Annotated in this window: 25 protein-coding genes and 1 pseudogene; 16 read left to right on the top strand and 10 right to left on the bottom strand. The window is 72.6% G+C overall.

Annotated elements, in window-relative coordinates; genetic code table 11:
• Positions 1-593, bottom strand: a 593-nt coding sequence (locus ACFWJO_RS13215) for a hypothetical protein (RefSeq protein ID WP_386864796.1), incomplete at its 3' end; no start/stop codon positions are given.
• Between the two features lie 103 nt (positions 594-696).
• On the bottom strand, positions 697-1,536 hold the full coding sequence (locus tag ACFWJO_RS13210) for a diacylglycerol kinase (protein ID WP_386864795.1): 840 nt from the start codon (positions 1,534-1,536) through the stop codon (positions 697-699).
• Between the two features lie 143 nt (positions 1,537-1,679).
• Between ACFWJO_RS13210 and ACFWJO_RS13205 the strand changes: the two genes are divergently transcribed.
• The 3 genes from ACFWJO_RS13205 (at position 1,680) to ACFWJO_RS13195 (ending at position 4,252) form a co-directional block, all read left to right on the top strand.
• Positions 1,680-2,963, top strand: a complete 1,284-nt coding sequence (locus ACFWJO_RS13205) for an adenylosuccinate synthase (protein ID WP_386864794.1) — start codon at positions 1,680-1,682, stop codon at positions 2,961-2,963.
• Positions 2,964-3,347: 384 nt separating this feature from the next.
• Positions 3,348-3,893, top strand: a complete 546-nt coding sequence (locus tag ACFWJO_RS13200; protein ID WP_386864793.1) for a DUF6232 family protein — start codon at positions 3,348-3,350, stop codon at positions 3,891-3,893.
• Positions 3,890-4,252 (top strand): hypothetical protein, encoded by a 363-nt coding sequence (locus ACFWJO_RS13195; protein ID WP_386864792.1) that lies wholly within the window; start codon positions 3,890-3,892, stop codon positions 4,250-4,252. The genes ACFWJO_RS13200 and ACFWJO_RS13195 overlap by 4 nt, the downstream gene beginning before the upstream one ends.
• A gap of 82 nt (positions 4,253-4,334) precedes the next feature.
• Here the strand turns inward: ACFWJO_RS13195 and ACFWJO_RS13190 are convergent, their stop codons facing one another.
• Positions 4,335-5,165, bottom strand: a complete 831-nt coding sequence (locus ACFWJO_RS13190; RefSeq protein ID WP_386864791.1) for an oxidoreductase — start codon at positions 5,163-5,165, stop codon at positions 4,335-4,337.
• Between the two features lie 111 nt (positions 5,166-5,276).
• On the opposite strand from ACFWJO_RS13190, the gene ACFWJO_RS13185 reads away from it, so the two are divergent.
• Positions 5,277-6,197 carry a LysR family transcriptional regulator gene (locus ACFWJO_RS13185; protein ID WP_386864790.1) on the top strand — a complete coding sequence of 307 codons (921 nt, stop codon included), beginning with the start codon at positions 5,277-5,279 and terminating at the stop codon, positions 6,195-6,197.
• 7 nt (positions 6,198-6,204) lie between these two features.
• Here the strand turns inward: ACFWJO_RS13185 and ACFWJO_RS13180 are convergent, their stop codons facing one another.
• Complete coding sequence (locus ACFWJO_RS13180; protein ID WP_386864789.1) at positions 6,205-8,073, bottom strand: serine/threonine-protein kinase; 1,869 nt, start codon at positions 8,071-8,073, stop codon at positions 6,205-6,207.
• 26 nt (positions 8,074-8,099) lie between these two features.
• Positions 8,100-9,584, bottom strand: coding sequence for a substrate-binding domain-containing protein (locus ACFWJO_RS13175; RefSeq protein ID WP_386864788.1), 1,485 nt, complete (start codon positions 9,582-9,584; stop codon positions 8,100-8,102).
• Between the two features lie 242 nt (positions 9,585-9,826).
• Between ACFWJO_RS13175 and ACFWJO_RS13170 the strand changes: the two genes are divergently transcribed.
• The gene (locus tag ACFWJO_RS13170) at positions 9,827-10,780 is read left to right on the top strand and encodes an NADP-dependent oxidoreductase (RefSeq protein WP_386864787.1); all 954 of its coding nucleotides are present in this window, start codon (positions 9,827-9,829) and stop codon (positions 10,778-10,780) included.
• 175 nt (positions 10,781-10,955) lie between these two features.
• Here ACFWJO_RS13170 and ACFWJO_RS13165 read toward each other — a convergent pair whose 3' ends face one another.
• Positions 10,956-11,429, bottom strand: a complete 474-nt coding sequence (locus ACFWJO_RS13165; RefSeq protein ID WP_386864786.1) for a MarR family transcriptional regulator — start codon at positions 11,427-11,429, stop codon at positions 10,956-10,958.
• 159 nt (positions 11,430-11,588) lie between these two features.
• Here ACFWJO_RS13165 and ACFWJO_RS13160 point away from each other — a divergent pair, with 159 nt between their 5' ends.
• A complete protein-coding gene (locus ACFWJO_RS13160; protein ID WP_386864807.1) occupies positions 11,589-12,041 on the top strand; it encodes a MarR family winged helix-turn-helix transcriptional regulator in 453 nt (150 codons plus the stop codon).
• Between the two features lie 186 nt (positions 12,042-12,227).
• Here the strand turns inward: ACFWJO_RS13160 and ACFWJO_RS13155 are convergent.
• Positions 12,228-12,665: pseudogene (locus tag ACFWJO_RS13155) on the bottom strand (MarR family winged helix-turn-helix transcriptional regulator); the annotation flags it as partial.
• The gene (locus ACFWJO_RS13150) at positions 12,662-13,264 is read right to left on the bottom strand and encodes a DJ-1/PfpI family protein (protein ID WP_386864785.1); all 603 of its coding nucleotides are present in this window, start codon (positions 13,262-13,264) and stop codon (positions 12,662-12,664) included. The pseudogene ACFWJO_RS13155 and the gene ACFWJO_RS13150, both read right to left, overlap by 4 nt.
• Positions 13,265-13,538: 274 nt before the next feature.
• Here ACFWJO_RS13150 and ACFWJO_RS13145 point away from each other — a divergent pair, with 274 nt between their 5' ends.
• The 3 genes from ACFWJO_RS13145 (at position 13,539) to ACFWJO_RS13135 (ending at position 16,560) form a co-directional block, all read left to right on the top strand.
• Positions 13,539-14,915, top strand: coding sequence for an aspartate aminotransferase family protein (locus ACFWJO_RS13145; protein ID WP_386864784.1), 1,377 nt, complete (start codon positions 13,539-13,541; stop codon positions 14,913-14,915).
• Positions 14,916-15,065: 150 nt separating this feature from the next.
• A complete protein-coding gene (locus tag ACFWJO_RS13140; protein ID WP_386864783.1) occupies positions 15,066-15,788 on the top strand; it encodes a GntR family transcriptional regulator in 723 nt (240 codons plus the stop codon).
• 118 nt (positions 15,789-15,906) lie between these two features.
• Positions 15,907-16,560: a hypothetical protein gene (locus tag ACFWJO_RS13135; RefSeq protein WP_386864782.1), complete on the top strand. Its 654-nt coding sequence runs from the start codon at positions 15,907-15,909 to the stop codon at positions 16,558-16,560.
• 76 nt (positions 16,561-16,636) lie between these two features.
• Here ACFWJO_RS13135 and ACFWJO_RS13130 read toward each other — a convergent pair whose 3' ends face one another.
• Positions 16,637-17,365, bottom strand: coding sequence for an SLATT domain-containing protein (locus tag ACFWJO_RS13130; protein WP_384422324.1), 729 nt, complete (start codon positions 17,363-17,365; stop codon positions 16,637-16,639).
• Between the two features lie 334 nt (positions 17,366-17,699).
• Between ACFWJO_RS13130 and ACFWJO_RS13125 the strand changes: the two genes are divergently transcribed.
• From ACFWJO_RS13125 to ACFWJO_RS13095, 7 genes are all read left to right on the top strand, one after another.
• The gene (locus ACFWJO_RS13125; protein ID WP_384422277.1) at positions 17,700-18,035 is read left to right on the top strand and encodes a YbaB/EbfC family nucleoid-associated protein; all 336 of its coding nucleotides are present in this window, start codon (positions 17,700-17,702) and stop codon (positions 18,033-18,035) included.
• Positions 18,036-18,106: 71 nt separating this feature from the next.
• Positions 18,107-18,706 carry a recombination mediator RecR gene (recR, locus tag ACFWJO_RS13120; protein ID WP_384422275.1) on the top strand — a complete coding sequence of 200 codons (600 nt, stop codon included), beginning with the start codon at positions 18,107-18,109 and terminating at the stop codon, positions 18,704-18,706.
• Positions 18,707-18,753: 47 nt separating this feature from the next.
• Entirely contained in the window at positions 18,754-19,419 is a 666-nt protein-coding gene (locus ACFWJO_RS13115) for a DUF5063 domain-containing protein (RefSeq protein ID WP_386864781.1), read from the top strand.
• A 269-nt stretch (positions 19,420-19,688) separates the two neighbouring features.
• Positions 19,689-20,960 carry an aspartate kinase gene (locus ACFWJO_RS13110; protein ID WP_384408867.1) on the top strand — a complete coding sequence of 424 codons (1,272 nt, stop codon included), beginning with the start codon at positions 19,689-19,691 and terminating at the stop codon, positions 20,958-20,960.
• 44 nt (positions 20,961-21,004) lie between these two features.
• Positions 21,005-22,141: an Asd/ArgC dimerization domain-containing protein gene (locus tag ACFWJO_RS13105; RefSeq protein WP_386864780.1), complete on the top strand. Its 1,137-nt coding sequence runs from the start codon at positions 21,005-21,007 to the stop codon at positions 22,139-22,141.
• Between the two features lie 417 nt (positions 22,142-22,558).
• Positions 22,559-23,149, top strand: coding sequence for a SigE family RNA polymerase sigma factor (locus ACFWJO_RS13100; protein WP_384408897.1), 591 nt, complete (start codon positions 22,559-22,561; stop codon positions 23,147-23,149).
• Positions 23,146-24,414: a hypothetical protein gene (locus ACFWJO_RS13095; protein ID WP_386864779.1), complete on the top strand. Its 1,269-nt coding sequence runs from the start codon at positions 23,146-23,148 to the stop codon at positions 24,412-24,414. Before ACFWJO_RS13100 ends, ACFWJO_RS13095 begins: the two co-directional genes overlap by 4 nt.
• Positions 24,415-24,539: 125 nt before the next feature.
• Here the strand turns inward: ACFWJO_RS13095 and ACFWJO_RS13090 are convergent, their stop codons facing one another.
• Positions 24,540-25,280: an SURF1 family protein gene (locus ACFWJO_RS13090; RefSeq protein WP_384408861.1), complete on the bottom strand. Its 741-nt coding sequence runs from the start codon at positions 25,278-25,280 to the stop codon at positions 24,540-24,542.
• Positions 25,281-25,290 lie beyond the last annotated feature (10 nt).

Raw genomic sequence — 25,290 nt, 5'->3', positions numbered from 1 at the left:
GTGTCGGCAGTGTCCGATGGGTGTAAGAGACAGCCCTGCGGCTGCACGGGCGCCGGCCGGTCGAGCAGCCCCGCGGCCGCCGCGAGAGCGACGGTCCGGTGCCGGGTGTGGTGGCCCCGTACCGCCCTCGTCCAGACCAGCTCCGCACCACCGGGCGGAGCGATCACGCCGCCGCTGCCCGGGTCGCCGCACCACCACAGGACGGCGTCGGGGCCCGGCCGTACCTGCTCGAAACGCTGCTTCGTCGCCGCCACGACCAGCGGCCACGCCTGCCCGTCGTCCGGGGAGCTCAGGACGACCGACGCGGGAACCATGCCGCCGCGGACGACCGCCACGGCGGGGTGCGCCGACCACGGGCCCGCCGCCAGAGTCCGCCGCATCAGTCCCGCGGTCCGCAGCGCACTGAGGCCGACGAGCAGCACGATCAGCCCGGTGGTGCCCAGGCCGGCGGCCACGTTCGTCGCCCAGGTGCCGTCGGCGGGCAGAAAGACGAAGACGAGGGCGAGCCCCACCAGGACCGCGCCGGCCGCCGTACCCTGCGACACCCGCCGCCGGTACCGCCCGAGCGCCCGCGCGGTCGCCTCCCGGTCCAACGCACACTCCACCACAGGACCCCCCGTTCCCTCTGTCCTCCTGTGCCACCGCGAGCCTAGGCGGTGTCTCGCCGATCAGGCCCGGCTCGCGACGCGACACCCCCTAGGCCATGCACGGCGGATCGGGGACGGCCTGGGCCCGGGTGCCGTCCCGGGGAACCGTCAGCCCCCACGCCCCCGCCCGTACCGTCCAGGTCCGTCGCCGGACCGGGCCCGAGACCGTCGTGTCGGCGCGGTAGCGGAAGTCGGGGCCGGCCACCGTCAGGGTGCGGGCCGTGGTGTGGACGGGCGCGGCGCCGGCCGGGACCAGGGTCAGGGACAGCGTGCCCGCCAGGGCGCGGGCGGTGAGGCCCGCCACGGGGGTGTCGAGGTCGGTGAGCAGCACGCCGTCCGCCTCCACGCGCAGCCGGTGCGCGCGCTCCGCCAGGGCCGTCGGGGCGGGCCTGACCAGGGTGCGGACCAGGGAGCGGCAGGTGTCCCAGACGGTGACGGGCGCGGCGGCGAGGGCGGGCGCCGCGGGCACGTCGAGGTGGTCGAGGACGACGCCGTCGCTGTCGTCCACGAGCAGGTCGAGCCGGCGCACCGCCCCGTCGAGGACCGCCCGGGACGCGGCGACCGTGCCGGCCGGCACGCCGAGCGCGCGGGCCGTCGCCACCCGGTCGGGCGAGCCGATCGGGACGAGCGAGAGCGTTCCGCCGCCCGCCTCCCGCTCGCGGTGCAGCAGGGTCACGGTGCGGAGCAGCGCGCGGTCGTCACCGAGGACCACAGGGCGCCGGGAGCCGCGCCGGGCAAGGGCGCGGGCGAATTCCTCGGGATCGTCCGGCAGGCAGATCTTCGTTTCCGCGCCCGCCGACAACACATCTTTCGCGATCCGCACGGACTCGCCGTCACTTCGGCGGGCGACCGGGTCGATGATGACCAGCAGCTGGTCGTGAGCCGACACCTCGGTCCTTCCTCGGGTAGTCTCTTTGTGCAAGAGCCCCTTGCGCTATTGCGCCAGGGGCTTCGTCTATTCCGGGGCACACCGGTGAGGCGGCGTCGGCCCCCTGACCTTGGACATGCCCCGCCCGGAAGGGGTGTACGCCTGTGCCCGCACTTGTGCTGCTCGGTGCTCAGTGGGGTGACGAGGGCAAGGGAAAGGCCACCGACCTGCTCGGTGGGTCCGTTGACTACGTGGTGCGTTACCAGGGCGGCAACAACGCCGGCCACACGGTCGTCGTAGGCGACCAGAAGTACGCGCTGCACCTTCTCCCTTCCGGAATCCTCTCCCCGGGGTGCACCCCGGTCATCGGAAACGGCGTCGTCGTCGACCCGGCGGTCCTGCTCTCCGAGCTGAGCGGGCTGAACGAGCGCGGCGTCGACACCTCGAAGCTGCTGATCAGCGGCAACGCCCACCTGATCACGCCGTACAACGTCACCCTCGACAAGGTGACGGAACGGTTCCTCGGCAAGCGCAAGATCGGCACCACCGGTCGTGGCATCGGCCCGACCTACGCCGACAAGATCAACCGCGTCGGCATCCGGGTCCAGGACCTCTACGACGAGTCGATCCTCACCCAGAAGGTCGAGGCGGCGCTGGAGGGCAAGAACCAGCTGCTCGCCAAGCTCTACAACCGTCGCGCGATCGACGCCGCGCAGATCGTCGAGGAGATGCTCCAGTACGCGGAGCAGATCAAGCCGTTCGTCGCGGACACCACCCTGATCCTCAACCAGGCGCTCGACGACGACAAGGTCGTGCTCTTCGAGGGCGGCCAGGGCACCCTGCTCGACGTCGACCACGGCACGTACCCCTTCGTCACCTCCTCGAACCCGACCGCCGGCGGTGCCTGCACCGGCGCGGGCGTGGGCCCGACGAAGATCAGCCGGGTCATCGGCATCCTCAAGGCGTACACCACCCGCGTCGGCGCCGGCCCGTTCCCGACCGAGCTCTTCGACGAGGACGGCGAGGCGCTGCGCCGGATCGGCGGCGAGCGCGGTGTGACCACCGGCCGTGACCGCCGCTGCGGCTGGTTCGACGCGGTCATCGCCCGCTACGCGACCCGCGTGAACGGCCTCACCGACTTCTTCCTGACCAAGCTCGACGTGCTGACCGGCTGGGAGCAGATCCCGGTCTGCGTCGCGTACGAGATCGACGGCAGGCGCGTCGAGGAGCTGCCGTACTCGCAGACCGACTTCCACCACGCGAAGCCGGTGTACGAGATGCTGCCGGGCTGGTCCGAGGACATCACCAAGGCCAAGACCTTCGGCGACCTGCCGAAGAACGCCCAGGCGTACGTGAAGGCCCTGGAGGAGATGTCCGGCGCCCCGATCTCCGCGATCGGCGTGGGCCCGGGCCGCGACGAGACGATCGAGATCAACTCGTTCCTGTAGTCCTCGCGCGCGAGCGTACGAAGGGCCCGCACCCCGGCCGACCGGCCCGGGGCGCGGGCCCTTCGCGTATCCGGCGGGGCACTGCTTCGCACGGCTGTGTACGGCGGCCCGCCGTCGGTTTCCCCGGCGGCGTACGGCCGAGCGGCGAGAACGGCTTGTTCGAACCTTGTGGGCCCCGGGAGACCTCCGCTTGTCTCGTCGTCTCCGTTCACCGAGGCCTCAGGGGGAAGCATGACCACACCCGACAAGCCGTCCGCGCCGCCACCGGAGCCGCACTCCGCGCCCGCACCGGAGGCAGCGCATTCCGCGCCGTCACCTGAGCCGGCGTCCGTCCCGTCACCGGCGCGACCGTCCGTGCCGCCGCGGCCCGTGGCGGCACCCACCGTGCAGAGCACCGTGAACATGGTCATCAGCAAGCGGCTGCTGTGGGTCGCGGGGGCGGCCTACCCGCTGCACAACATCGCCCGCGTCTACACCTTCCTGCTCCAGCCGCGCCGGGGCGAGGCGGTCGCACGCTTCCTGAAGCGGCTGGTGATCACGCTGAGCGTGGCGCTGGGCTTCACGTTCCTCATGGGGCTCGTCCGGTTCGGCGCGAGCGAGGAGCTCGAGGGCTGGCTGACGCTGGTCTGGTGGGTGGCGGTCCTCACCATCGTCTGGGCCCTCGTCGACATGCTGATCGTCGTCTTCTCCAAGTCCCACCACGTGCTCGCGGTCGAGTCCAACGGCCGGTCCACCGCGCTGGTCACCGCTCCCGACCCGGCCACGCTCCATCAGCTCGTCCAGTCCATCGCCCACGCGATCGAGCACCCGGACACCGAGCTCCAGGTGCGGGTCGAGCGGCTGATGATCGGCAGCCCGAGCAACTACTACTTCGGTGACACCGTGAACATGTACGGCGGTCAGGGCAACGTGGGGATGATGGCGCCATGACGGACGGCGAAAACCACTACTACGGCAACACCGTCAACATGCACGGCGGTTCGGGCAACACCGGCATGGTCTTCAACCAGGGCGCTCCCTCCGCGGAGCACGCCGGGGCGGCGGACGAACTGACCCGTGCCGTACGGGAACTCGTCCTGCTGCTGGAGGAGTTGCGGCCCCGGCTGTCGGCGCAGGACGCGCAGGCCGTCGACGCGAACCTCCCGGCCATCACCGGCGAGGAGGAGACCGAACCGGCCCAGCGCCGGCAGGCGCTGATGACGGTCCTGGGCATCGCCTCGCTCGCCGAGACCCTGGGCCAGCCGGTGGCCGCCGCGGTCCGCGCCGTCCTGGGCCTGCTGGGCTCCTGAGGCGCCCCCCGGCACCGGACGGGCGCCGGGGGACGCCGAGACCCACCCGGGCGGGCGGGCTTCGACACTCCCGCCGGGACGGCTACTGCTCCAGCCGGGTGTCGCGGCCGACCTTCTCCCAGGCGGCGAGGTCGCCCCGTACCTGCTCCAGGTGCCGGTAGATCGTGTCGATGGAGTCGTCGCCGAGCGCCAGTCGCAGCGGCGGCTCCTCGGCGTTCAGGGCGGCCAGGACGGCCGCCGCGGCCTTCGCCGGGTCGCCGGCCTGGCCGCCGTCGCCGCCTTCCACGTAGGCGCGGGTGGCGCCGACCGTGTCCGCGTAGTCGGCGATCGTGTCCACGCTGAGGCTGCCATTGCCGAACAGGCTGGTGCGGAAGGCCCCGGGTTCGACGATCAGGACGTGGATGCCGAGCGGGTTCACCTCGGCGGCCAGCGCCTCCGACATGCCCTCCAGGGCGAACTTCGTCGCGCTGTACGCGCCGAAGCCGGCCATCGACATCTGCCCGCCGACACTGCTGAGCTGCACGATCGCTCCGGAGCGGCGCTCCCGCATGTACGGCAGGACGGCGCGGGTCAGCGCCGCCGGACCGAAGACGTGCACGTCGAAGAGCGAACGCAGCTCGGCGTCGTCGGTCTCCTCCACCGAACCGACGTGGGTGCGGCCCGCGTTGTTGACCAGGACGTCGATGCGTCCGTGGCGTTCGGCGACCTCGCGCACCACCCGGTCGACCGCGGCGTGGTCGGTGACGTCCAGGGTGACGGCCTCGACCTGGTCGGGGTGGGCGGCGACCAGCTCGTCCAGGCTGCCCGCGCGGCGGGCGGCGGCGACCACGACGTCCCCGGCCGCGACCGCGGCCTCGGTGAAGGCGCGTCCGAAGCCGCTGTTGGCACCGGTGATCAGCCAGACCTTGCTCATGACGGTGTTCCCCTCGTGGGCTGCCCGCCGATCGGCTCGGCGGTGGCGACACAACGAGCATGCGGGCCAAGGGCGTTGCCCGTCCAAGATCCGTCGTGATAGCCCATGGTTATGACCACGGACGTGCACGGGCGGGATCTGCGGTACTTCCTCGCGGTCGCGGAGGAACTTCACTTCACCCGGGCCGCGGAACGGCTCTACGTCTCGCAGCCCGCGCTCAGCAAGCAGATCCGGGCCCTGGAACGGCAGCTCGGCGCCCCGCTCTTCGACCGAGACCGGCACGGCGTCCGCCTCACCGACGTCGGTACGGCCCTGCTGCCGCACGCCCGCGCGGTGCTCGCCGCGTGGGACGAGGCGGAGGGCGCGGTGCGCGCGGCCCGGGAGGAGGCGCGCGGCACCCTGGTCGTCGGGATGAGCACCAGCCCCGGCCGCGGCGGGCTGCTGCCCGCGATCCGCTCCCGCTTCACCGAGGCCCACCCGCGGGCCCGGACCCGGCTGCGGCAGATCGGCTGGGAGGACCCCACGGCCGGGCTCGCCGACGGCAGCAGCGACGTGGCCTTCGTCTGGCTGCCGCTGGCCGGCGCGGAACGCTTCCGCTGGGTCGTCGTCGCCACCGAACCGCGCCTCGTCGCCCTGCCGGAGGACCACCCGCTGGCCGCCCGCGAACGAATCGCCTTCGCCGAACTCCTCGACGAGCCCTTCCTCGCCCTGCCGGACACCGGTCCTGAACTCCGGGACTACTGGCTGGCCCTGGACGCCCGGGACGGCCGCCCGCCGGTCGTCGGCGCCGAGATCGCCAGTGCCGACGAGACGTACGAGGCCCTGGTCGGCGGCCTCGGGATCTGCCTGGTCGCCACCGGCAACGCCCCGCTGCTCACCCGCGGCGGCGTCGTCACCCGCCCCGTCGAGGGCGTCTCCGAGTCCCGCCTCGCCCTCGCCTGGCGCGCCGACGACACCCGCCCCCTGGTCCGCGACTACGCACGGGCGGCGGCCGCCGTCGCCTCGTCGGCGTCGTCCCAGGTCGCTCTCTAGGACATGGCTAGCTGCGGACGAACTCGCCCGGCTCGCCGTCCGAGGCCATGGAGTACAGGTGCAGCAGCTCCTTGCCCTGGTAGCGGACGATCCGCAGGTTGCTGGAGCCGTTCTCGGCGCACTCGGGGTCCCAGGTCTCCGGGTCGCGGGTCTCGGGTCCGATGACGAGGAGGTTGCCCGCGCCGCCGACGACGGCGGTGGCCACGCAGCGCACGTCCTCGGAGGTGGGGTTGCCCTCCTTGTCGGTGCGCGGGAAGGACTGGTCGAAGCGGATCAGGGGCGCGCCGACCGGGCCCTGGGTGACGGTGAGCTGGTACGTGTAGCGGTCGGCGTCGGGCTGGGTCACCTGGTCCGGGTTCTGCAGCCAGGTGCCGACGAGCGCGGCGGGCACGACGGCCGCGCCGGACGGGACCCGCTGGAAGGTGGTCTTCGCGACGCCGGAGCTCCACTCGACGACGTCGGTGGAGCGCAGCCGCAGGGTCTGGCGGGCGACCGGGGTGCAGCGCTGGGCGGGAACGCTCGCGGTGATCTCGGAGTCGCCGAGGACGAGTTCGTTCTCGGTGGCGGACAGCAGCACCGCCCGGCCGATGCACAGCCGCTCGCCGGTGACATGGGTGTAGACGACGCTCCGGGAGCCCGCCGCGCCCTGCGTCACCTCGATCCGGCTGGTCTCGTACGGGGCGTCCGCCGTGCCCTTGAGGACGCCTTCCCAGGCGCCGAGGAACGCGGCCGGGACGATCCCGGAGGGCCGGGCGGAAGCCGACGCCGTACCGGTGCCGCCGCGCGCCTTGCCGTTCTGTCCGCCACCGCCCGGACCGAGGCCGGCCAGCGGCCCGTAGACGTACGCGAGGCCGGCGGCGGCCGCCACGACGAGGGCGGTGGCGGCGGCGAACAGGCCCTTGCGGCGGCGCCGGGGGCCGGGCCCGGGACCGCCGGTCGGCGGCAGCGGGGTGGCGGGCGTGGGATCGCCGGCCTCGGCGCCGCCCGCGCTCTCGGCCTCCAGGAGCCGGGCGGCGTGCCGGCCGAGCCGGGCGAGGACGTCGGCGGGCAGCCAGGGGTCGGTGACCTGGAGGGTGTCGACGAGCTCGGTGGCCGAGGGCCGGGCTTCCGGGTCCTTCGCGAGACAGGCCCGGATCAGCCCGGTGAGCTCGGGCGCGAGCCCGGTCAGCTCCGGCTCGTCGTGGGCGATCCGGAACATGGTGGCGTGCACGCCGCTGTCGGACCCGCCGAAGGGCGAATGGCCGGTCGCCGCGTACACGAGGACCGAACCCAGGCAGAAGATGTCCGACGCCGGGCTGAGCTTCTCGCCGCGCACCTGCTCGGGCGACATGAAGCCGGGCGAGCCGACGACCGCGCCGGTGCTGGTCAGCCCGCCGTCCGTGACGGTGTCGAGGGCGCGGGCGATGCCGAAGTCGATGATCTGCGGGCCGTCGACCGTCAGCAGCACGTTGGACGGCTTCAGGTCCCGGTGGACCAGTCCGGCGGCGTGGATGTGGGCGAGGGCGCGGGCGAGCCCGGAGGCGAGGGTGCGCACGCTCTCGGGCGGCAGCGGCCCGTGCTCGTCGCCGACGACGGTGCGCAGCGAAGGCCCGGGAACGTATCCGACGGCGACCCACGGGAGCTCGGCCTCCGTGTCGGCGCCGAGCACGGGCGCGGTTCCGGTGCCGCCGACCCGCTCCAGGGCGGAGACCTCCCGGGCGAAGCGGCGCCGGAACTCGTCCTGAGCCGCCAGCTCGGGGTGCACGACCTTCACCGCGACGGCGCGTCCGCCCGCCGAACGGGCCAGGTACACCCGGCCCATGCCGCCCACGCCGAGCCGGCCGAGCAGCCGGAACGGCCCTATGGTGACCGGGTCTTCCGCGTTCAAGGGATCCACGTCGAAAGAGGATGCCAGACCCGCCGTCATCCCTCTCCGCAGATCCGCAGGCCCTTGGGCGTCGCGCAGGGCAGATGACCGTGTCCGCTGACCACCTCCTGACCGCCGCCGCGCCCCAGGTAGACCAGGAAACTGGAGGTCAGCGAGCCGGGCGCGGGCTGTCCCCACGTATAGGCGTACTCGATCTCCCGGAACGGGTAGGGCGAGCTGCCCAGCTCGTCGACCTGCGGTCTTCGGCCGTCGACGGCTATCCGGTGCAGGCCCTTCAGGCCGGTGCCGGAGCGCAGTTCGGTGTAGCCGAGCGCGCCGGGCAGGCTCGCGACGGTGGACAGGACCTGCGCGGTGCTGTCGAGTTCGCAGCGGATGACCGCGGCCTCGGGATCGTCCTTGGCGGCGCAGTTGCGCGACGAGTTGGCCGGCTCGTTGCGCCCGAGGACCCGGCGCTGGAACACCTCGCGGGTACCGGAGTCGGCGTCCCGGCTGACCAGCCGGACGGGCAGGTCGGGGCCGCCGAGGCTGCGCCAGTTGGTGATGTCGCCGCGGTAGAGGGCGCGCACGTTCTCCAGGGTGAGGTTGTCGAGGGGTATCCCGTCGTTGACCACAAGGGTGAAGAGGGAGACGGCGATCCTGGTGTCGCGCAGCTGCGGGTAGCCGTCGGGCTTGGGGCCGTCGGAGAGGGCGACAAGGGCGGGGGAGCCCTTGTCGTGCTGGGCGCCCGCCTCGGCGAGCGCCCGTATGCCGGCGGTGGAGCCGCGGGCGTCGACGACCACCGTGGCGCCCTCGCAGTCCCGCTCGTACTGCCGGGCGACGTCGCTGAGGACGGGCTCGAAGGCGGTGGAGCCGGTGACGGTGAGCGTGCCGCGGGCACAGCCGATGGGCGGCGGGACCTCGCCGCGCAGCACGATGATCGAGGCGAGCGCGACGACGCAGACGGTGAGGGTGATGGTGAGGCGGCGGGCCACCGCGCTGAACCGGGGCGGCTTGTCGTCGAAGGTGGCGCTGTGGTTGACGTGGACGCCGCCGTCGCCGCCGCCGTCCCGGATCGGGCCGGTCACCGTGATCTCGTCCTTGGCCGCGCCGCCGGTGAGCAGGACGAGCACCTTGAAGAAGTCGCCCGGGTTGAGCGGCACCTTGGGCAGCTTGATCTCGCTGTCCGTGGTCACCAGGGCGTCGCTGTCGAAGGGCGCCTGGGAGGCGGCGGCGACCTCCACCTTCCGTCGGGCGAACCGGACGGTCAGGCCGTGGTTCTCCTGGTGGTAGTCCTCACGGCCGATGGAGACACCGCCGTCGTTCTCGATCCGCAGGAGGACGAGCGTGGCGTCGGCCATGTCGGCCCGCCCGTTGAACAGCCGCGTCACCCGGTCACCCACCGGCGTGTCCAGCTGCACTCGGTAGCCGACGCGCTTGCGGCGCGGCACCCGGCGCTCGATGGCGAGCACGGCGAAGGTGACGGCCACACCGAGCAGCGCGGTGAGGACGGCGATGACGTTCTCAGGGCTGACCCAGTCCACGCGCGCCACCGTACGGACATGTGTGCGGTCCGCGGCCGGACCCACCACACCGCCATCTGAAGTTCCTCCTTCCGTCAGCTTCCCCTTACAGCTCCCGGCTTCGCGCCGGGCGCCACCCGGCTTCGTGCCGGCCGCCACCCCGGCTTCGGGCCGGCCGTCACCCGGGCCTCCTTCAGCTGTTGCCGGGCATGGCGGGCGTGGGTCTAATGGCCACGAGGGGGCTTCCGCAGGAGGAGAACCCCATGCGTGTCGTCGAAGTGACCGCCTTTGGCGGACCCGAGGTGCTGAGCATGGCCCGCCGCCCCGAACCGGAGGCCGGCGAGGCGCCCGGCAAGGTGCGGGTGCGGCTGAAGGCCGCCGGTGTGACCGTGGCCGACCTCCGGATCCGTGCCGGCCTGTATGTCGCCCAGATGGGGATGCTGCGGCCCCCGTTCGTCCTCGGCACCGACTTCGCGGGCCGCCTCCTCGACCCGGCTACCGGCCCGCAGGGCACCCTGCCCGCCGGCACCCGCGTGGCGGGCTTGATTCCCTGGTACGACGAGCTGACCGGCCACGGCACCTACGCGGAGGTCATCTGGTCCGCCCCGGAGTGGCTGGCCCCCATTCCCGAGGACGTCGACTTCACCACGGCGGCCTCCGTCCCGCTCGCCGCCATCACCGCTGCCCAGGGCCTCGACCAGCTGGGCCTCCCGCCGGGCTCGACACTGCTCGTCACGGGTGCCAGCGGTGTCGTGGGCCGCTTCGCGGTCCAGTTCGCCGCGGCGGCCGGACTGGACGTGATCGCCGTCTCGTACGAGGGGGACGAGAGCGAACTGAAGCTCCTCGGCGCCAAGGAATGCGTCCCCCGCGGCGAACCGGTGAACGTGCTCCGCGCCGTGGGCGATATCGCCCCGGGCGGCGTGGACGGCATCTTCGACGGAGCCCTGATCGGCACCCCGATGCTGGCCTCCCTCCAGAACGGCGGTGTCTTCGTCGCCATCGCCCCGGACCGCGTCCCGGTCACCGAGCGGGGCATCCGCGTCGAGTTCGACAGGGCCCGCCCGGACGCCGCCCGCCTGACGGAGATCCTGCAGAAGGTGGCCGACCGCGAGCTGGTCACCCGTGTGGCCGACGTCCTCCCCCTGGAAGAGGCCGCCGAGGCCCACCGCCGCGCCGAGGCGGGCCGCCGGCCCGGCCGGATCGTCCTGATGATCTGAGCCGCCGCCCTGGCCCCGGGGCGGTGTGCCGGCCCGGGGCGGTGTGCCGGCTTGGGCGGGGCGCCGGGGCACCCGTGCCACGGCATGGCGTGGGCGGGACCGTGCCGTGTGCCGCCCGCGCCATCCGCGCCACCGGCGTTGCCCGTCAGGCGGTAAGCGGTCAGACGGTCAGGCGTCAGGCGGTCAGTGCCGCGAGCTCCGCGTTCGCACGGGCGGTCACCAGGGCGAGGACGCGCCCGGCTGCGGCCAGGTCCTCGGCGGGTATGCCGTCCCAGACACGGGCCGAGATGGGAGCGGTCTCGGCCGCGACGGCGGCCAGCAGCTCGCGGCCCGCCTGCGTGGGGAGGAGATGCGGGCCCTCCGCGACGAGCAGTCCCCGGTTCAGCAGCTCGTCGAGCGTGGCGCTGACCTCGGCCGGATCGGCCTTGAGGGAGGACCGGACGCTCCTCACGAGCTGGTCCGGCGTCTGTGCCGTCTCGGCGGTGACGGCCGCCCGCAGAGCGATCTGCTGCTGGAAGGTGACGCCGTGCCGGGCCAGGACGTGCTCCAGGACGCCCCGGGCGGCGTAGTGGGCGAGGCCGAGGGCTCGGGAGTCTGCGCCGGGTGCGGGAGTGCCGGCCGTGATGCGGGTGGTCTGGGTCTCGGACATGCTCGTTCACTCCTCTAACGTTCATTCGACTAACGTTTGTGGCACTAACGACAGTAGATCGTTCGGACCACTAACGCAAGGGGTAATCTGCACGGCATGAGCGAGCGCCCCGCGAGTGCCGAAAGTGCCGAGAGTGTCGAGAGTGTCGACGACGCCGCGATGGACGAGATGGACCACGTGGACGATCGGCAGGCCCCCGACCGTCTTCGCGGGCTGCCCAGCCGTCTTCTCGCGATGACCTCAGCCCGGGCGGACCGCATGGTCAGCGAACGCCTGGCCGCCGAGGACGCCCGGAAGTGGCATTACGCGGTCCTCGTCTCCCTCGACGAGTTCGGCCCGACCAGCCAGGCCGGCCTCAGCCGCCGCACCGGCATCTACCGCAGCGATCTCGTCTCCGTCATCAACGAGTTGGAGGAGCGCGGGCATGTCGCCCGAACTCCCGACCCGGACGACCGCCGCCGCAACGTCGTCACCCTCACCGCGCAGGGCCGCAGGCAGCTCAAGCGCCTCGACAAGATCCTCGCGGAGGCGCAGGACGAGTTGTTGGCGCCGCTGTCGGTCGCCGAACGCGCACTGCTCGTCGGCTTGTTGGAGCGCGTTCTCTCTCGCTGAGGCCTGCCGGACCGCCCCGGAGAGGAGAGGACCGCTCGGAAGTCAGCCGCTCTGCTCGTCGCCGCTGTCCGGTGCGTCGGCAGCGTCCCGCGAGTCCGCGGCGTCCGGCGAGTCTGCCGAGCCCCGCGCCTCCGGCGCGTCCGGGGCCTCAGGCGCATCCCGCCCGTCCCGCCCGTCCCGCCCGTCGAGCGCATCCAGCGCCCGCGACAGTCGTTCCAGCACCCGGACCGTCTCCTCGAAGGCCTCCTGCCCGCCGAGTTCGCGCATCAGACGGTCCGCCAGTTCCGCGTGGCCCGGGTCGATGCGGCGGATCGCGGCCCTGCCCGCCTCGGTCGGGGTGAGGAGCTTGGCGCGGCGATGGGCCGGGTTGGGTTCGTAGACGGCCAGGCCCTCCCGTACGAGCAGGTCGGCGATCCGCTGCACGCTCTGGCGGGTGATGCCCATGACGCGGGCGATCCCGGCGACGGGCAGCGGGCCCGGCAGCACCGCGCCGAGGACCTGCCACCAGGCAGCGGTCAGCCCCGCCGGTCCGGCCAGTTTCTCGGAGACGGCGAGGAACTGGCCGTTGAGGCGGAAGACGCTCAGCGCGGTGCGGGACAGGGCTTCCTGCTGTCGGCGGCTCATCCGGCCAGCTCGGCGAAGGCCGCCGGGTCGGAGTCGTGGAACAGGCGGTACCAGGCGTCCCGCTTCCCCTCGTACGCGCCGAGGCGGGCGAAGACCTCGCGCGCGAAGGCGACCGGCTCGGTCGGCCCCGCCGTGATCAGGTCGCCGTCCGTCACGGCGTCGGCCTCGACGTAGTGTCCGCCGCCCTTGTAGCCGGTGGCCGCCAGGTAGAAGGAGGCGGCGCTGGTGTGCGGACGGTCGTCGAGGAGGCCCTCCTTCGCCAGGCCGGCCGTGGCGCCGCAGATCGCGGCGACGGGGACGCCCGCGTCGAGGAAGGCGCGGGCCTTGGCGGTGAAGGGCGCGAGCTCGTCGCCCTCGTCGTACTTCTCGGCGCCGGGAAGGATCAGCAGCGCGCTGTCCGCCGGGTCGAGGTCGGCGAGCGCGAGATCGGGAACGATCCGGATGCCCGCGATCGTGGTGACGGGCTCCCCGGCGACCGGGCCGACCGTCCGGACGGTGAATCCGGCGCGGGCGAGCCAGGCGGTGGCGTGGCCCGTCTCCCAGTCGGCGAGCGTGTCGTAGACGGCGAGATGGACGGTGGTGCGGGCGTTGCTGGACATGGCGGCCTCCCCGGCTGCGGAACGGCGCCTTCTTCGGCGCTGCTCCCGGCGTTCCTCTCGGCGCTTCTCTCAGCGTTTCTCTCAGCTTCTCTTCGCTATGACAGCAGACTGTCATAGCGACAGCATGCTGTCAACGTATCTGCGGCTCTCGCCAACGCTTCCGCGGGTCCCGGCAACGCATCCGCGGCTCCCGGCAACCTGTCTCGTCCGCCCCGGTCTCGGTGGACAAGATGGCCATGGCCCGTCCCACCTGCGCTTCCTTACCCTCGGAGCCATGACCCCTCATGTCGCGACCCCTCAGGTCGAGCCCGATCCCCAGGCCGGCGCGGCCGTCAAGGCCGCCGACCGCGCGCACGTGTTCCACTCCTGGTCCGCCCAGGGCCTGATCGACCCGCTCGCCGTCGCCGGCGCCGAGGGCTCGTACTTCTGGGACTACGACGGCAACCGCTACCTCGACTTCACCAGCGGCCTCGTCTACACCAACATCGGCTACCAGCACCCCAAGGTCGTCGCCGCGATCCAGGAGCAGGCCGGGAAGCTCACGACCTTCGCGCCCGCCTTCGCCGTGGACGTCCGCTCCGAGGCCGCACGCCTCATCGCCGAGCGCACCCCGGGCGACCTGGACAAGATCTTCTTCACCAACGGCGGTGCCGAGGCCGTCGAGAACGCCGTCCGCATGGCCCGGCTGCACACGGGCCGTACGAAGCTCCTCTCCGCCTACCGCTCGTACCACGGCGCCACCTCCACCGCCATCAACCTCACCGGCGACCCGCGCCGCTGGGCCTCCGACACCGCTTCCGCCGGTGTCGTGCACTTCTGGGCGCCGTTCCTCTACCGCTCGCCGTTCTACGCCACCACTGAGGCGGAGGAGTGCGGCCGCGCCCTCCAGCACCTCGAGGACACCATCGCCTTCGAGGGCCCGCACACGATCGCCGCGATCATCCTGGAGACCGTCCCGGGCACCGCCGGCATCATGACCCCGCCGCCCGGCTACCTCGCCGGTGTCCGCGAGATCTGCGACAAGTACGGCATCGTCTTCATCCTCGACGAGGTCATGGCCGGCTTCGGCCGCACCGGCAGGTGGTTCGCCGCCGAGCACTTCGACGTCGTGCCCGACCTGCTGACCTTCGCCAAGGGCGTCAACTCCGGTTATGTGCCGCTCGGTGGCGTCGCCATCAGCGAGAAGATCGCCGCCACCTTCGCGACCCGCCCGTACCCCGGCGGCCTGACCTACTCCGGTCACCCGCTGGCCTGTGCCGCCGCCGTCGCCACCATCCAGGTGATGGAGGACGAGAAGGTCGTCGAGCACGCCGCCCACATCGGCGAGACCGTTCTCGGCCCCGGCCTGCGCGAGCTGGCCGAGCGCCACCCGTCCGTCGGCGAGGTGCGCGGTCTGGGCGTCTTCTGGGCGCTCGACCTGGTCAGGAACAAGGAGACCCGCGAGCCGCTGGTGCCGTACAACGCGGCGGGCGAGGCCAACGCGCCCATGGCCGCCTTCGCCGCCGCGGCGAAGAAGAACGGCCTGTGGCCCTTCGTGAACATGAACCGCACCCACGCGGTCCCCGCCTGCAACATCACCGAGGCGGAGGCGAAGGAGGGCCTGGCGGCCCTGGACGCGGCCCTGTCGGTCGCCGACGAGCACACGGTCTGACGGCAGGCCCACCGCCCGACGGCAAGCGCACCGTCCGGCGGCGGGCGCGCGGTCCGAGAAGGGCCGTGCGCCTCACGCCGCGTGACGTGACCGGCCCCCTCCGTGGCCTGGACTAGGGTGTCCGGAAGTCATAGGAGGGGGCCGAGGATCATGCCCGCCAGTGGAGCAGTCACCCGCAACACCCTTCGTCGGCAGATCGCGGACGCGCTGCGTGACGAAGTCCTCGCGGGGCGTCTCCAGCCGGGCGAGGAGTTCACGGTCAAGCAGATCGCCGAGCAGTACGGCGTGTCCGCGACGCCCGTCCGCGAGGCCCTGGTCGACCTCTGCGCCCAGGGGCTCCTCGACTCCGACCAGCACCGCGGCTTCCGGGTGCACCAGTTCTCCGTCGACGACTACCGGGGCATGGTCGAGGCCCGGATGCTCGTCGTGGACGGCATCTTCCGACGCCACGCCCCGCAGACCACGCCCGCCGACCCCGAGGTCTCCGTCGGGGTCGCGCTCGTCTCGATACGGCGCCGCGGCGAGGCCGCCGCCCGCGCCGCCCGGGCCGGTGACCTGGACGTCCTCATCGGCTACGACATCCGCTACTGGCGCGAGCTGGGCCGTCTCGTCGCCGCCAACGACTACATCGCCGACTTCCTGCACCGGCTCCGCGTGCAGGCCTGGGTCTTCTCCGTGCCCTATCTGCGCTCCGACCGCGATCTGCTGGGCTGGCTGTGGAGCGGGCACGTCGACCTGGTCGACGCGATCACCCGAGGTGACGCGGAGGGCGCGGTCGCGGTCGTACGGGCTTACAACGCGCGGTCGCTGGAGTGGGCCGACCGGCTGGACGCGCGCGCCGGCGGCGCGGGCCGCCCGGACGCCACGGGTTGAGGCGGGTCTTCCGGGGGCAGGCACCCCCACAGGTGGCCGGCAGGTAGTCGTGGTCCGAGGCCCCGACTACCCTGGCGGTCCCTGAAATTGACGGCGACTGACGGAGAGCGAGCCTGTCTTGGCCTGTGACCTGTGGCTGGTCCCCCTCGTCGACGTGCTGTGCCACAGCGCCGACAACCCCTTCGCGGAAGAGATCGCGGCCTACGACCATGCCCTGACCGCGGCCGGCCTGCCGACCGTGCCCGTCTACGCGTACATGCCGGGCCTTTCCGGTGACGTCGCCCCCATCGCCGGGTTCGACTACGAGGCCCTGCACTTCCTGCGCCGCGCCTATCTGCTCCAGATGTGCGGGCTGCCCGTCGAACCGGTCGGCGAGCTGGGCGGGGACTACGAGCAGCTCCTGGAGATGTTCGAGGCGACGGCCCAGCAGTCCCACCTGGTGTGGCACTACGACCACGCCGGCGCGTACGTGCCGGTCGACTTCCCCGTGCCGCTGTCGAACGACGAGCTGCTGGCGGGCGGCGGACCGCTCGGCTCCTCGCAGGGGCTGCTGCGGGAGCTGGAGTTCGTGGCGCCCGCGATCGGCATCGACCCCGCCAACCCGCCGGCCGCACCGCGGCCCCCGGACCGGCCCACCGCCCTGGAGGAGCCCGCCGCCCCCGTCCCGTACCAGGACGACAGCCCCTTCGCCCGCGAGCGGCACGTGTGGCTGGGACTCCACGCGGCGGCGACCCGGAGCCTGGGCCAGGGCTCGATGATCATCCTGAGCTAGGGCGTCAGCCCCTTCCTGCACGGGTACGAGTACGGCCAGGGGGCCACCGCCCCCCTACGGGCCTCCCCCTACGGCTTCAGCGCGGCTCCGGCGGCCGCTGGCGCGGCATGTTCGGGCGGGTGCCCGGCGGCAGCGGGAAGCGGCCGGACGGGTGGCCGCTCTCGGGGCGGGCCGGGGTGGTGCCGACGGACTGCAGGGCCAGCGGCGCCGGGCCCGAGCGGAACTCGACCATCCAGTCGGCGGTCTCCGCCCGTACGAGTTCGGTGATGTCCTCCGAGAAGCGGCGCAGGATGCCCAGACAGCGCTCGGCGGCCTCGCTGGCGGTGCCCTCGGTGGGGCCGAGGACCTCGCGCACGCTCTCCGAGGCCCAGTCGAACTGGAGCGCCTGGAGGCGGCGCTGCACGGCCTGGGCCGTGGCCACGTTCCTTATCCAGCCCGAGGTCAGGCCGAAGTAGCGGTCGCAGGCCAGGCAGGCGGCGGCGAGCAGCAGCGACAGATAGCCCCAGCCGGCCGTTCCCTCGGCCACCCCGGTCAGGTCGAGCAGCGGCAGCGCGGCTCCCGCGATCACGCCGAGGGCCGTGCCGACGCGCAGCGCGCGGGCGCAGCGGCGCTTCCAGACGCGGTCGGAGAGGTACCACTCGGCGGTGCGCAGCGCGTTGGACTCGACCCAGCGGTAGAGCTCGTCGAGGCGTTCGGCGGGCTCGCCCCAGTCGCCCAGCGGGAAGGGCGATCCGGTCAGATCTCGGTCCGCGGCCGGACGTCCGGGCTTGCCCGGGCCTTCGGGGTTCCCCGGCTGTGGCTGCATGTCCGGCTGCTGGCTCACCGGGGAACTCCTCTGTTCAGCTCAGCGCTCGTGTCCTTCTGTGACGTGCGGTGCACGTGGTGCCTGCCCTTCCTACCGCCGAATGGTGGGCTGTGGGCCCGGAATCCCGGGATTTCCGCCCGCAAGAGGGTGTTGATCAGGTAGAGGAGCCCGCAGTTTCTCACTCGAAAGAGTTGCTTCGGCGTGGGGGTCGGAGACCACGTAGGCTCGGTTCACCGGGCTCGCAGAGCCCGCAGAGCTCACCGAGCTCGCAAGCTCGCAGAGCTCACCGAGCTCGCCAGTTCGGTTTACCGCGTTCCAGACCTGAGGAGTGACCGTGATCCCCGGTGGTGGCCAGCCCAATATGCAGCAGCTCCTCCAGCAGGCCCAGAAGATGCAGCAGGACCTCGCCCGCGCCCAGGCCGAGCTCGCCGCGACCGAGGTCGACGGCCAGGCCGGCGGCGGCCTCGTCAAGGCGACCGTGACCGGCTCCGGTGAGCTGCGCGGCCTGGTCATCGACCCCAAGGCGGTCGACCCGGAGGACACCGAGACCCTGGCCGACCTGATCGTGGCCGCGGTGCAGGCCGCCAACGAGAACGCGCAGCAGCTCCAGCAGACCAAGCTGGGCCCGCTGGCGCAGGGCCTGGGCGGGATGCCGGGCCTGGGCTTCTGAGCCGTACACCTTCTGTGGCCGGTTTCCAGCCACTACCGTAAGAATCAAGCACTCCCAAGAAGGGCGCTGAGTTGTACGAAGGCGTGGTTCAGGACCTCATCGACGAACTGGGCAGACTGCCCGGCGTCGGTCCCAAGAGCGCCCAGCGGATCGCCTTCCACATCCTCCAGGCCGAGCCGACCGACGTGCGGCGGCTCGCGCAGGCGCTCATGGAGGTCAAGGAGAAGGTCAGGTTCTGCGCGGTCTGCGGCAACGTGGCGCAGCAGGAGCAGTGCAACATCTGCCGTGACCCGCGCCGGGACCAGACCGTCATCTGTGTGGTCGAGGAGCCGAAGGACGTCGTCGCCATCGAGCGCACCCGCGAGTTCCGCGGGCGCTACCACGTGCTCGGCGGCGCGATCAGCCCCATCGAGGGCGTCGGACCGGACGACCTGCGGATCCGCGAGCTGCTGGCCCGCCTCGCGGACGGCACGGTCACCGAGCTGATCCTGGCCACCGACCCCAATCTGGAGGGCGAGGCCACCGCGACGTACCTGGCGCGGATGATCAAGCCCATGGGCCTCAAGGTGACCCGGCTGGCCAGCGGCCTGCCGGTCGGCGGCGACCTGGAGTACGCCGACGAGGTCACCCTGGGGCGTGCCTTCGAGGGGCGGCGGCTGCTAGATGTATGACGACAGGCCCGGTGCGCTCTCAGGGACCCGAGCAGGAAGGCTCCTCGATGTCTGACGCCACGCTGCACTCCGTCACGCAGGACCCGGACGACTTCGCCGTCCAGATCGCGGACTCGATCGAGAGCTTCATCGTCGCGACGACCGAGGTCGCGAAGGGCGACGAGCCGGACAGCGCCGTGCCCTTCCTGCTCCTGGAGGTCTCGCAGCTGCTGCTGGCCGGCGGCCGGCTCGGCGCGCACGAGGACATCGTTCCCGACGAGCGTTACGAGCCCGACGCGGGCCCGGACATGGACGTGGACGACCTGCGCGAGCGGTTCGCGACGATGCTCGACCCGGTGGACGTGTTCTCCGAGGTCTTCGATCCGTACGAGCCGCGCAAGGCGCCGGTCCCGGCCCGGATCTCCGACAACCTCGCCGACATCGTCACCGACCTGCGGCACGGCCTCGCCCACTACCGGGCCGGACGGACCAGCGAGGCGCTGTGGTGGTGGCAGTTCTCGTACTTCTCCAACTGGGGACCGACCGCCTCCGCGACCCTGCGCGCCCTGCAGTCCCTGGTCGCCCACGTGCGCCTCGACCAGCCGCTCGCCGAGCTGGACGGGCTCGACACGGACGAGGACATGACCGAGGACGACCTGGCGGAGGAGGCGGGCCGCGTGATGATCCAGGAGATCGCGGCCCCGCTGGGCCTCCGCGGCCGCCGCAAGGTCTGACGCAAGGCCCGACCAAGGCATGACGGGCAGGCGGCTCTGCCGCCCGGCCCCCGGCCCGCCGCCCCCGCTCCCGGTGAGACATCCGGAGGGGAAGCGGCGGGCCGTTCGCGTGTGGGCACGCGGGAGGCACCGCCCCCCATTCGTGGCGCGTGATCACTCTTCGAGCGCCGTATCTCACCATTCGGTATACCGGTGGCGTTTCGGCCTCGCTCGTTAGACTGAACCGACCGCAGTGCCAAGCTGTGGCAAGGACTGAGCGAGGAGCGCACGTGGGCCTTGTCGTGCAGAAGTACGGAGGCTCCTCCGTTGCCGATGCCGAAGGCATCAAGCGCGTCGCCAAGCGGATCGTGGAAGCCAAGAAGAACGGCCACCAGGTGGTCGTCGTGGTTTCCGCGATGGGCGACACGACGGACGAGTTGATCGATCTCGCCGAGCAGGTATCCCCGATGCCGGCCGGCCGTGAGTTCGACATGCTGCTGACCGCCGGAGAGCGGATCTCCATGGCCCTGCTGGCCATGGCGATCAAAAACCTGGGCCACGAGGCCCAGTCGTTCACGGGCAGCCAGGCCGGTGTCATCACCGACTCGGTCCACAACAAAGCGCGCATCATCGATGTCACGCCGGGCCGGATCCGCACGGCGCTCGACGAGGGCAACATCGCCATCGTGGCCGGCTTCCAGGGTGTGTCCGCCGACAAGAAGGACATCACCACGCTGGGCCGCGGCGGCTCGGACACGACCGCCGTCGCCCTGGCCGCCGCGCTCGACGCCGAGGTCTGCGAGATCTACACGGACGTCGACGGCGTCTTCACCGCCGATCCGCGCGTGGTGAAGAAGGCGAAGAAGATCGACTGGATCTCCTTCGAGGACATGCTGGAGCTCGCCGCCTCCGGCTCCAAGGTGCTGCTGCACCGGTGCGTCGAGTACGCACGTCGTTACAACATCCCGATCCACGTCCGCTCCTCCTTCTCGGGGCTGCAGGGCACGTGGGTCAGCAACGAACCGACAGGGGACTCCACGGTGGAGCAGGCCATCATCTCCGGTGTCGCCCACGACACCTCCGAGGCGAAGATCACCGTCGTCGGCGTGCCGGACAAGCCGGGCGAGGCCGCGGCCATCTTCCGGGCCGTCGCGGACGCCGAGATCAACATCGACATGATCGTCCAGAACGTGTCGGCGGCCTCCACCGGCCTGACGGACATCTCCTTCACCCTCCCCAAGGCCGAGGGCCGCAAGGCCATCGACGCCCTGGAGCGGACGAAGAGCGCGATCGGCTTCGACTCGCTGCGCTACGACGACCAGATCGGCAAGATCTCCCTGGTCGGCGCCGGCATGAAGACCAACCCGGGCGTCACCGCGGACTTCTTCCGGGCGCTGTCCGACGCGGGCGTCAACATCGAGCTGATCTCCACCTCCGAGATCCGCATCTCGGTCGTCACCCGCGCCGACGACGTCAACGAGGCGGTCCGCGCCGTCCACACCGCCTTCGGTCTGGACAGCGACTCCGACGAGGCCGTCGTCTACGGCGGCACGGGCCGCTGACCGCGGACCTCCGTCGACGAGCGGCGCACTTCGGTGAGTGACGCATGAGCGGCAAACCGGCGCTCGCGGTCGTGGGAGCGACCGGGGCCGTGGGCGCGGTGCTGCTCCAGGCGCTCTCGCACCACGAGGACGTCTGGGGCGAGATACGGCTGCTCGCCTCCCCCCGCTCCGCCGGCCGCAAGCTGGCGGTACGGGGGGTGGAGTGCGAGGTCCTCGCACTGAGCGAGGAGAACCTGACGGGCGTCGATCTCGCCCTCTTCCTCGTGCCCGACGCCATCGCGGCGCGCTGGGCGCCGATCGCCGTCGCCAAGGGCGCGGTGGTGGTCGACACCTCCGCGGCCTTCCGGGCCGACCCGGACGTGCCGCTCGTGGTCCCCGAGATCAATCCGTACGCCGTACGGGTACGGCCGCGCGGCATCGTCGCGAGCCCCGGCTGCTCGACCCTGGCGCTGATCGTCGCCGTGGGCGCGCTGCACGCCGAGTACGGCCTCGGTGAGCTGGTCGTCACGGTCCAGCAGGCCGCCAGCGCCGCCGGACGCGCGGGCACGGCGGCGCTGCGGCACCAGCTGGCCCTGGTCACCGGCAGCGAGCTCGGCGTCCATCCCGGCGACGTGCGGAGGGCCGTCGGCGACCACACCGGCCCCTTCCCCGGGCCGCTCGCGCTCAACGTGCTGCCCTGGTCGGGCGAACCCGTCACGGACGAACCCGTCACGGGCGAGTCCGCCCCGGGCGAGTCCGTCCCTGGCGTGCCGGAGGCGGACGGCCGGCCGGCGACGGACGGCTGGTCCACGGAAGAGCTGGCGGTCCGCGAGGAGACCCGGAAGATCCTGGGCCTGCCGGGGCTGCGGGTCTCGGCCACCTGCGTCCGGGTGCCCGTCGTGGCCGGGCACTCCGCTTCCGTGCACGCCCGCTTCGAGCGGCCGGTCACCGTGGCGCGCGCCCACGAGATCCTGGCGACCTCGCCGGGTGTGGTGCTGTACGACGACCCGGCGGCGGGCGACTACCCGACGCCGGCGGACGTGGTGGGCACCGACCCGACGTGGGTGGGGCGGGTGCGGCGGTCGCTGGACGACGAGCGGGCGCTGGAGTTCTTCGTGTGCGGGGACAACCTGCGCAAGGGGGCCGCGCTCAACGCCGTACAGATCGCTGAGCGGATCGCGGCCGACATCACTCCTCCGTAGCCCCCTCGGTTCTCCGGTTTGCGCGGGTGTCCGGAAATCGGCACCACCTCACCGTTCAACTTTGTAGGATCTGTGAACGCCTTGTGAGCAAATCGGCTTCAGATGCCTCTTGATCAGGTCAGATGTCCTGGACGACGATGCTGTTCCCTCCCTCTGCAACCAGTGGTCGGGCGGGAGCGTCTTCGCGTGCACCCGGAAGCATGTGACGCGGAGCACGCCGCACCAGCGGGGCATCGGGGGAGAACGGGTACGCATGAGGGCAAATGACGCACCGCCAAAAACGGTGGCGTACGCGTACAACCCTGACGGGGGGAAGCGTGTCCAACAGGCGTGGCAGAGGTACTCGACATCGCGGCGGTCATCCCGCTGCGCAGCACCGCGGTGCGCCCGCTCAGGCGGCCGCGCGCGGTCGGCGGCATGCCGGTGATCGCGCCCATGCCCATCAGGACCAGCCGTCCGGCCCCCGTCAGCGGCATTCCGGCGCCCCGCGAGGGCGCTGACGACACGATGGCAGCCGGCACCACCGTCGACCACCTCACCGAGACCTACCGGGCCCACTACCGCTCGCTGCTGGGTCTCGCCGCGCTGCTCCTCGACGACACCGCCTCGTGCGAGGACGTCGTCCAGGAGGCCTTCATCCGGGTCCACTCGGCGCGCGGGCGGGTGCGCGACCCCGAGAAGACCCTGGCCTATCTGCGGCAGACGGTCGTCAACCTCTCGCGCTCCGCGCTGCGTCGGCGCATCCTCGGCCTCAAGCTCCTCTCCAAGCCCATGCCCGACATGGCCAGCGCGGAGGAGGGGGCCTACGACCAGCTGGAGCGCGACGCGCTCATCAAGGCCATGCGCGGGCTCCAGCGGCGGCAGCGCGAGGTCCTCGTGCTGAGATACTTCGCGGACATGACGGAGGCACAGGTCGCCGAGACCCTCGGGATCTCCCTCGGCTCCGTCAAGGCCTACGGCTCCCGCGGCATCGCGGCGCTGCGGGTCGCCATGGAGGCCACGTCATGAGCGGGCCGCTGGACGGCGCCGGTGACGGCACCCGGGAGGGTGCCCGTGACGGCGTCGCGCAGAGCCGCGCCACGAGCCACGCGGCGAGCCGCGGGGCGAGTCCCGGGGCGAGCGGGGGGACGGGCCCTGGGGCGAGCCGCGGTGCGAACCGGGAAGCGAGCCGCGGCGCGGCGTGGAACGAGCAGCACGACCAGCACGGTGACCGGGACGACCTGAGTGGACGCGGGATGGTGAACGAAGCGCCGGAGAACGGCACGCCCGACGAACTGGCGCTGCGGCGCCTCCTCCAGGGCGCGGTGGCCGGTCTCGAACCCTCCGAGGGCGCGCTCGACCACCTGCGCCGCGCCGTGCCCGCCCGCCGGGTGCGCAAGCGGCAGGCGCTCGTCGGCGTCGCCGCCGCGGTGGTCCTCGTCGGTACGGCCGTTCCGGCACTCGTGCACGTCGCCTCCTCGGGCGGCGTCACCGCCGACAAGGCCGTCAACGCCGGGCACGGCGAGCAGGCCCAGGGCGGCACGGGCACCGAGACCGGCATCGAGGGCGGCCAGCAGAGCGACGCCCCGGCCCCCGGCACCGCGGCGCCCAGCCAGGGCGAGGCCGAGGGCGCCGGCGGCAAGCCCACCGCGTCGGCCGAGGGCCCCGGCGGAAGCTCCGGCGGCGAGACCGCGCCGTCCGGCGCCCCGGAGGCCAAGCCGGTCTGCGAGGCCGGCCAGCTGGGCATCAGCTCCGTGCAGACCGGTGCGCCGGACGCCTCCGGGAAGGTCTACGGGACCTTCCGCATCGCCAACGTCTCCACCCGCGACTGCGTGGTCGGCGGTTCCGGGCAGGTCGGCTTCGAGGCGCGCGGCGCCGCCGACGGCTCGCGGATCACCGTCGTCGAGCACACCTCGGGCGACGCGGCGAGCGCCCTGCCCGACCCCTCGCAGGAGGCGCCCAAGCTGCTGCTGACCCCGGACAACGCGTACGAGGTGCGGTTCGCCTGGGTGCCCAGCGAGACCTGCCCCACCACCGGCCCGGAGCCCACGCCGACCCCGAGCCCGTCGACGGCCGGAGGCTCGACCTCGGCCGGCACCGGAACCACCGGCTCCACCGGTTCGGACAGCACGGACAACGCCGCCACCACCCAGCTCGCCACCGACGGCGGCCCGGCGGACGGCAGCGTCGAGGTCACCCACACCGCGGACCCGGGCGGCCCCGTCGCCGCGGCCACCATCCCCAACGCCTGCGCGGGCACGATCTACCGGACCGGAGTCCTGGACGCTTCCTGAGCGACCCGGCTCGGCCTCCGGCGCCACCCAGCCGCGGGGAAGCCCGCCCGACCCAGCGCCTGGTCGGCCACAGGCCCGGCCCGGCGCCTGGTCGGCCCACAGGCCCGGCCCCGCGCCGGGTGCGGCTACAGGCCCAGCGCGGCGTCGCGGGAGGCCTCGGCCTCTCGGCGCAGCAGGCGGAACCACATGAAGAGCACGAAGCCGGCGAAGACGAACCACTCGGCCGTGTAGCCCAGGTTCTGGAAGGCCTTCATGTCCAGGGAGGTGCCCGCGGCGGCCGTCGCCGGCACCGGCGTCAGTCCGGCCGGGGAGTCGGTCAGGGTGATCCAGGCGTCGTAGACGTCGTCCGACACCACGTTCACCAGCGACGCGGCGCTGATCATGCCGAGCTGCCCCTCGGGCAGCCCGCCGGCCGCGCGGACGCCCTTGGTGCCCGGGTTCTCCGAGGCCTGGAGCGCGCCCGTCACCGTCACCTCGCCGGCCGGCGGCGCCGGCGCCTTCGCGCCGGGGGGCAGCCAGCCGCGGACCACCGGCAGCGCCTTGCCGCCGTCGGTCTTCAGGAGCGTGAGCACGTACGCGCCGGTGCGGCCGTCCAGCTCCCGGTCGGGCACCAGGAACTGCTCGCCGAACCGCCCGCTGGCGCGGGCGACCCGCCCGGAGGTCTCCTTGTCCACCGGCAGCAGCGTCTCCAGTGCCTCGGCGGACTGCGCCGCCGGGTCCGGCCGCCGCTCGTCCTCCTGGTGGGCCGCGACGCGGTCCTCGAACTTGCCCATCTGCCACGTGCCCATGAACAGGCAGAACGGGATCGCGAGGAGAACGAAGGCGTTGATCCCCCACCAGCGGGGCGTTCTCAGGAACCGGTACACACCCCCACGG

The organism is Streptomyces sp. NPDC127092, from assembly GCF_042722475.1.
GTDB lineage: Bacteria > Actinomycetota > Actinomycetes > Streptomycetales > Streptomycetaceae > Streptomyces.
The sequence above is the reverse complement of the archived record's forward strand: the minus strand, read 5'-3'. Positions and strand labels throughout refer to the sequence as shown.

Excerpts from the sequence above, each read along its gene's own strand:
- ACFWJO_RS13105 (WP_386864780.1), top strand. The coding sequence starts at position 21,005 with ATGAGCGGCAAACCGGCGCTCGCGGTCGTGGGAGCGACCGGGGCCGTG.
- ACFWJO_RS13170 (WP_386864787.1), top strand. The coding sequence starts at position 9,827 with ATGCGTGTCGTCGAAGTGACCGCCTTTGGCGGACCCGAGGTGCTGAGC.
- ACFWJO_RS13165 (WP_386864786.1), bottom strand. The coding sequence starts at position 11,429 with ATGTCCGAGACCCAGACCACCCGCATCACGGCCGGCACTCCCGCACCC.
- ACFWJO_RS13095 (WP_386864779.1), top strand. The coding sequence starts at position 23,146 with ATGAGCGGGCCGCTGGACGGCGCCGGTGACGGCACCCGGGAGGGTGCC.
- ACFWJO_RS13140 (WP_386864783.1), top strand. The coding sequence starts at position 15,066 with ATGCCCGCCAGTGGAGCAGTCACCCGCAACACCCTTCGTCGGCAGATC.
- ACFWJO_RS13160 (WP_386864807.1), top strand. The coding sequence starts at position 11,589 with ATGGACGAGATGGACCACGTGGACGATCGGCAGGCCCCCGACCGTCTT.
- ACFWJO_RS13190 (WP_386864791.1), bottom strand. The coding sequence starts at position 5,165 with ATGAGCAAGGTCTGGCTGATCACCGGTGCCAACAGCGGCTTCGGACGC.
- ACFWJO_RS13195 (WP_386864792.1), top strand. The coding sequence starts at position 3,890 with ATGACGGACGGCGAAAACCACTACTACGGCAACACCGTCAACATGCAC.
- ACFWJO_RS13150 (WP_386864785.1), bottom strand. The coding sequence starts at position 13,264 with ATGTCCAGCAACGCCCGCACCACCGTCCATCTCGCCGTCTACGACACG.
- ACFWJO_RS13185 (WP_386864790.1), top strand. The coding sequence starts at position 5,277 with ATGACCACGGACGTGCACGGGCGGGATCTGCGGTACTTCCTCGCGGTC.
- ACFWJO_RS13130 (WP_384422324.1), bottom strand. The coding sequence starts at position 17,365 with ATGCAGCCACAGCCGGGGAACCCCGAAGGCCCGGGCAAGCCCGGACGT.
- ACFWJO_RS13100 (WP_384408897.1), top strand. The coding sequence starts at position 22,559 with ATGCCGGTGATCGCGCCCATGCCCATCAGGACCAGCCGTCCGGCCCCC.
- ACFWJO_RS13115 (WP_386864781.1), top strand. The coding sequence starts at position 18,754 with ATGTCTGACGCCACGCTGCACTCCGTCACGCAGGACCCGGACGACTTC.
- ACFWJO_RS13145 (WP_386864784.1), top strand. The coding sequence starts at position 13,539 with ATGACCCCTCATGTCGCGACCCCTCAGGTCGAGCCCGATCCCCAGGCC.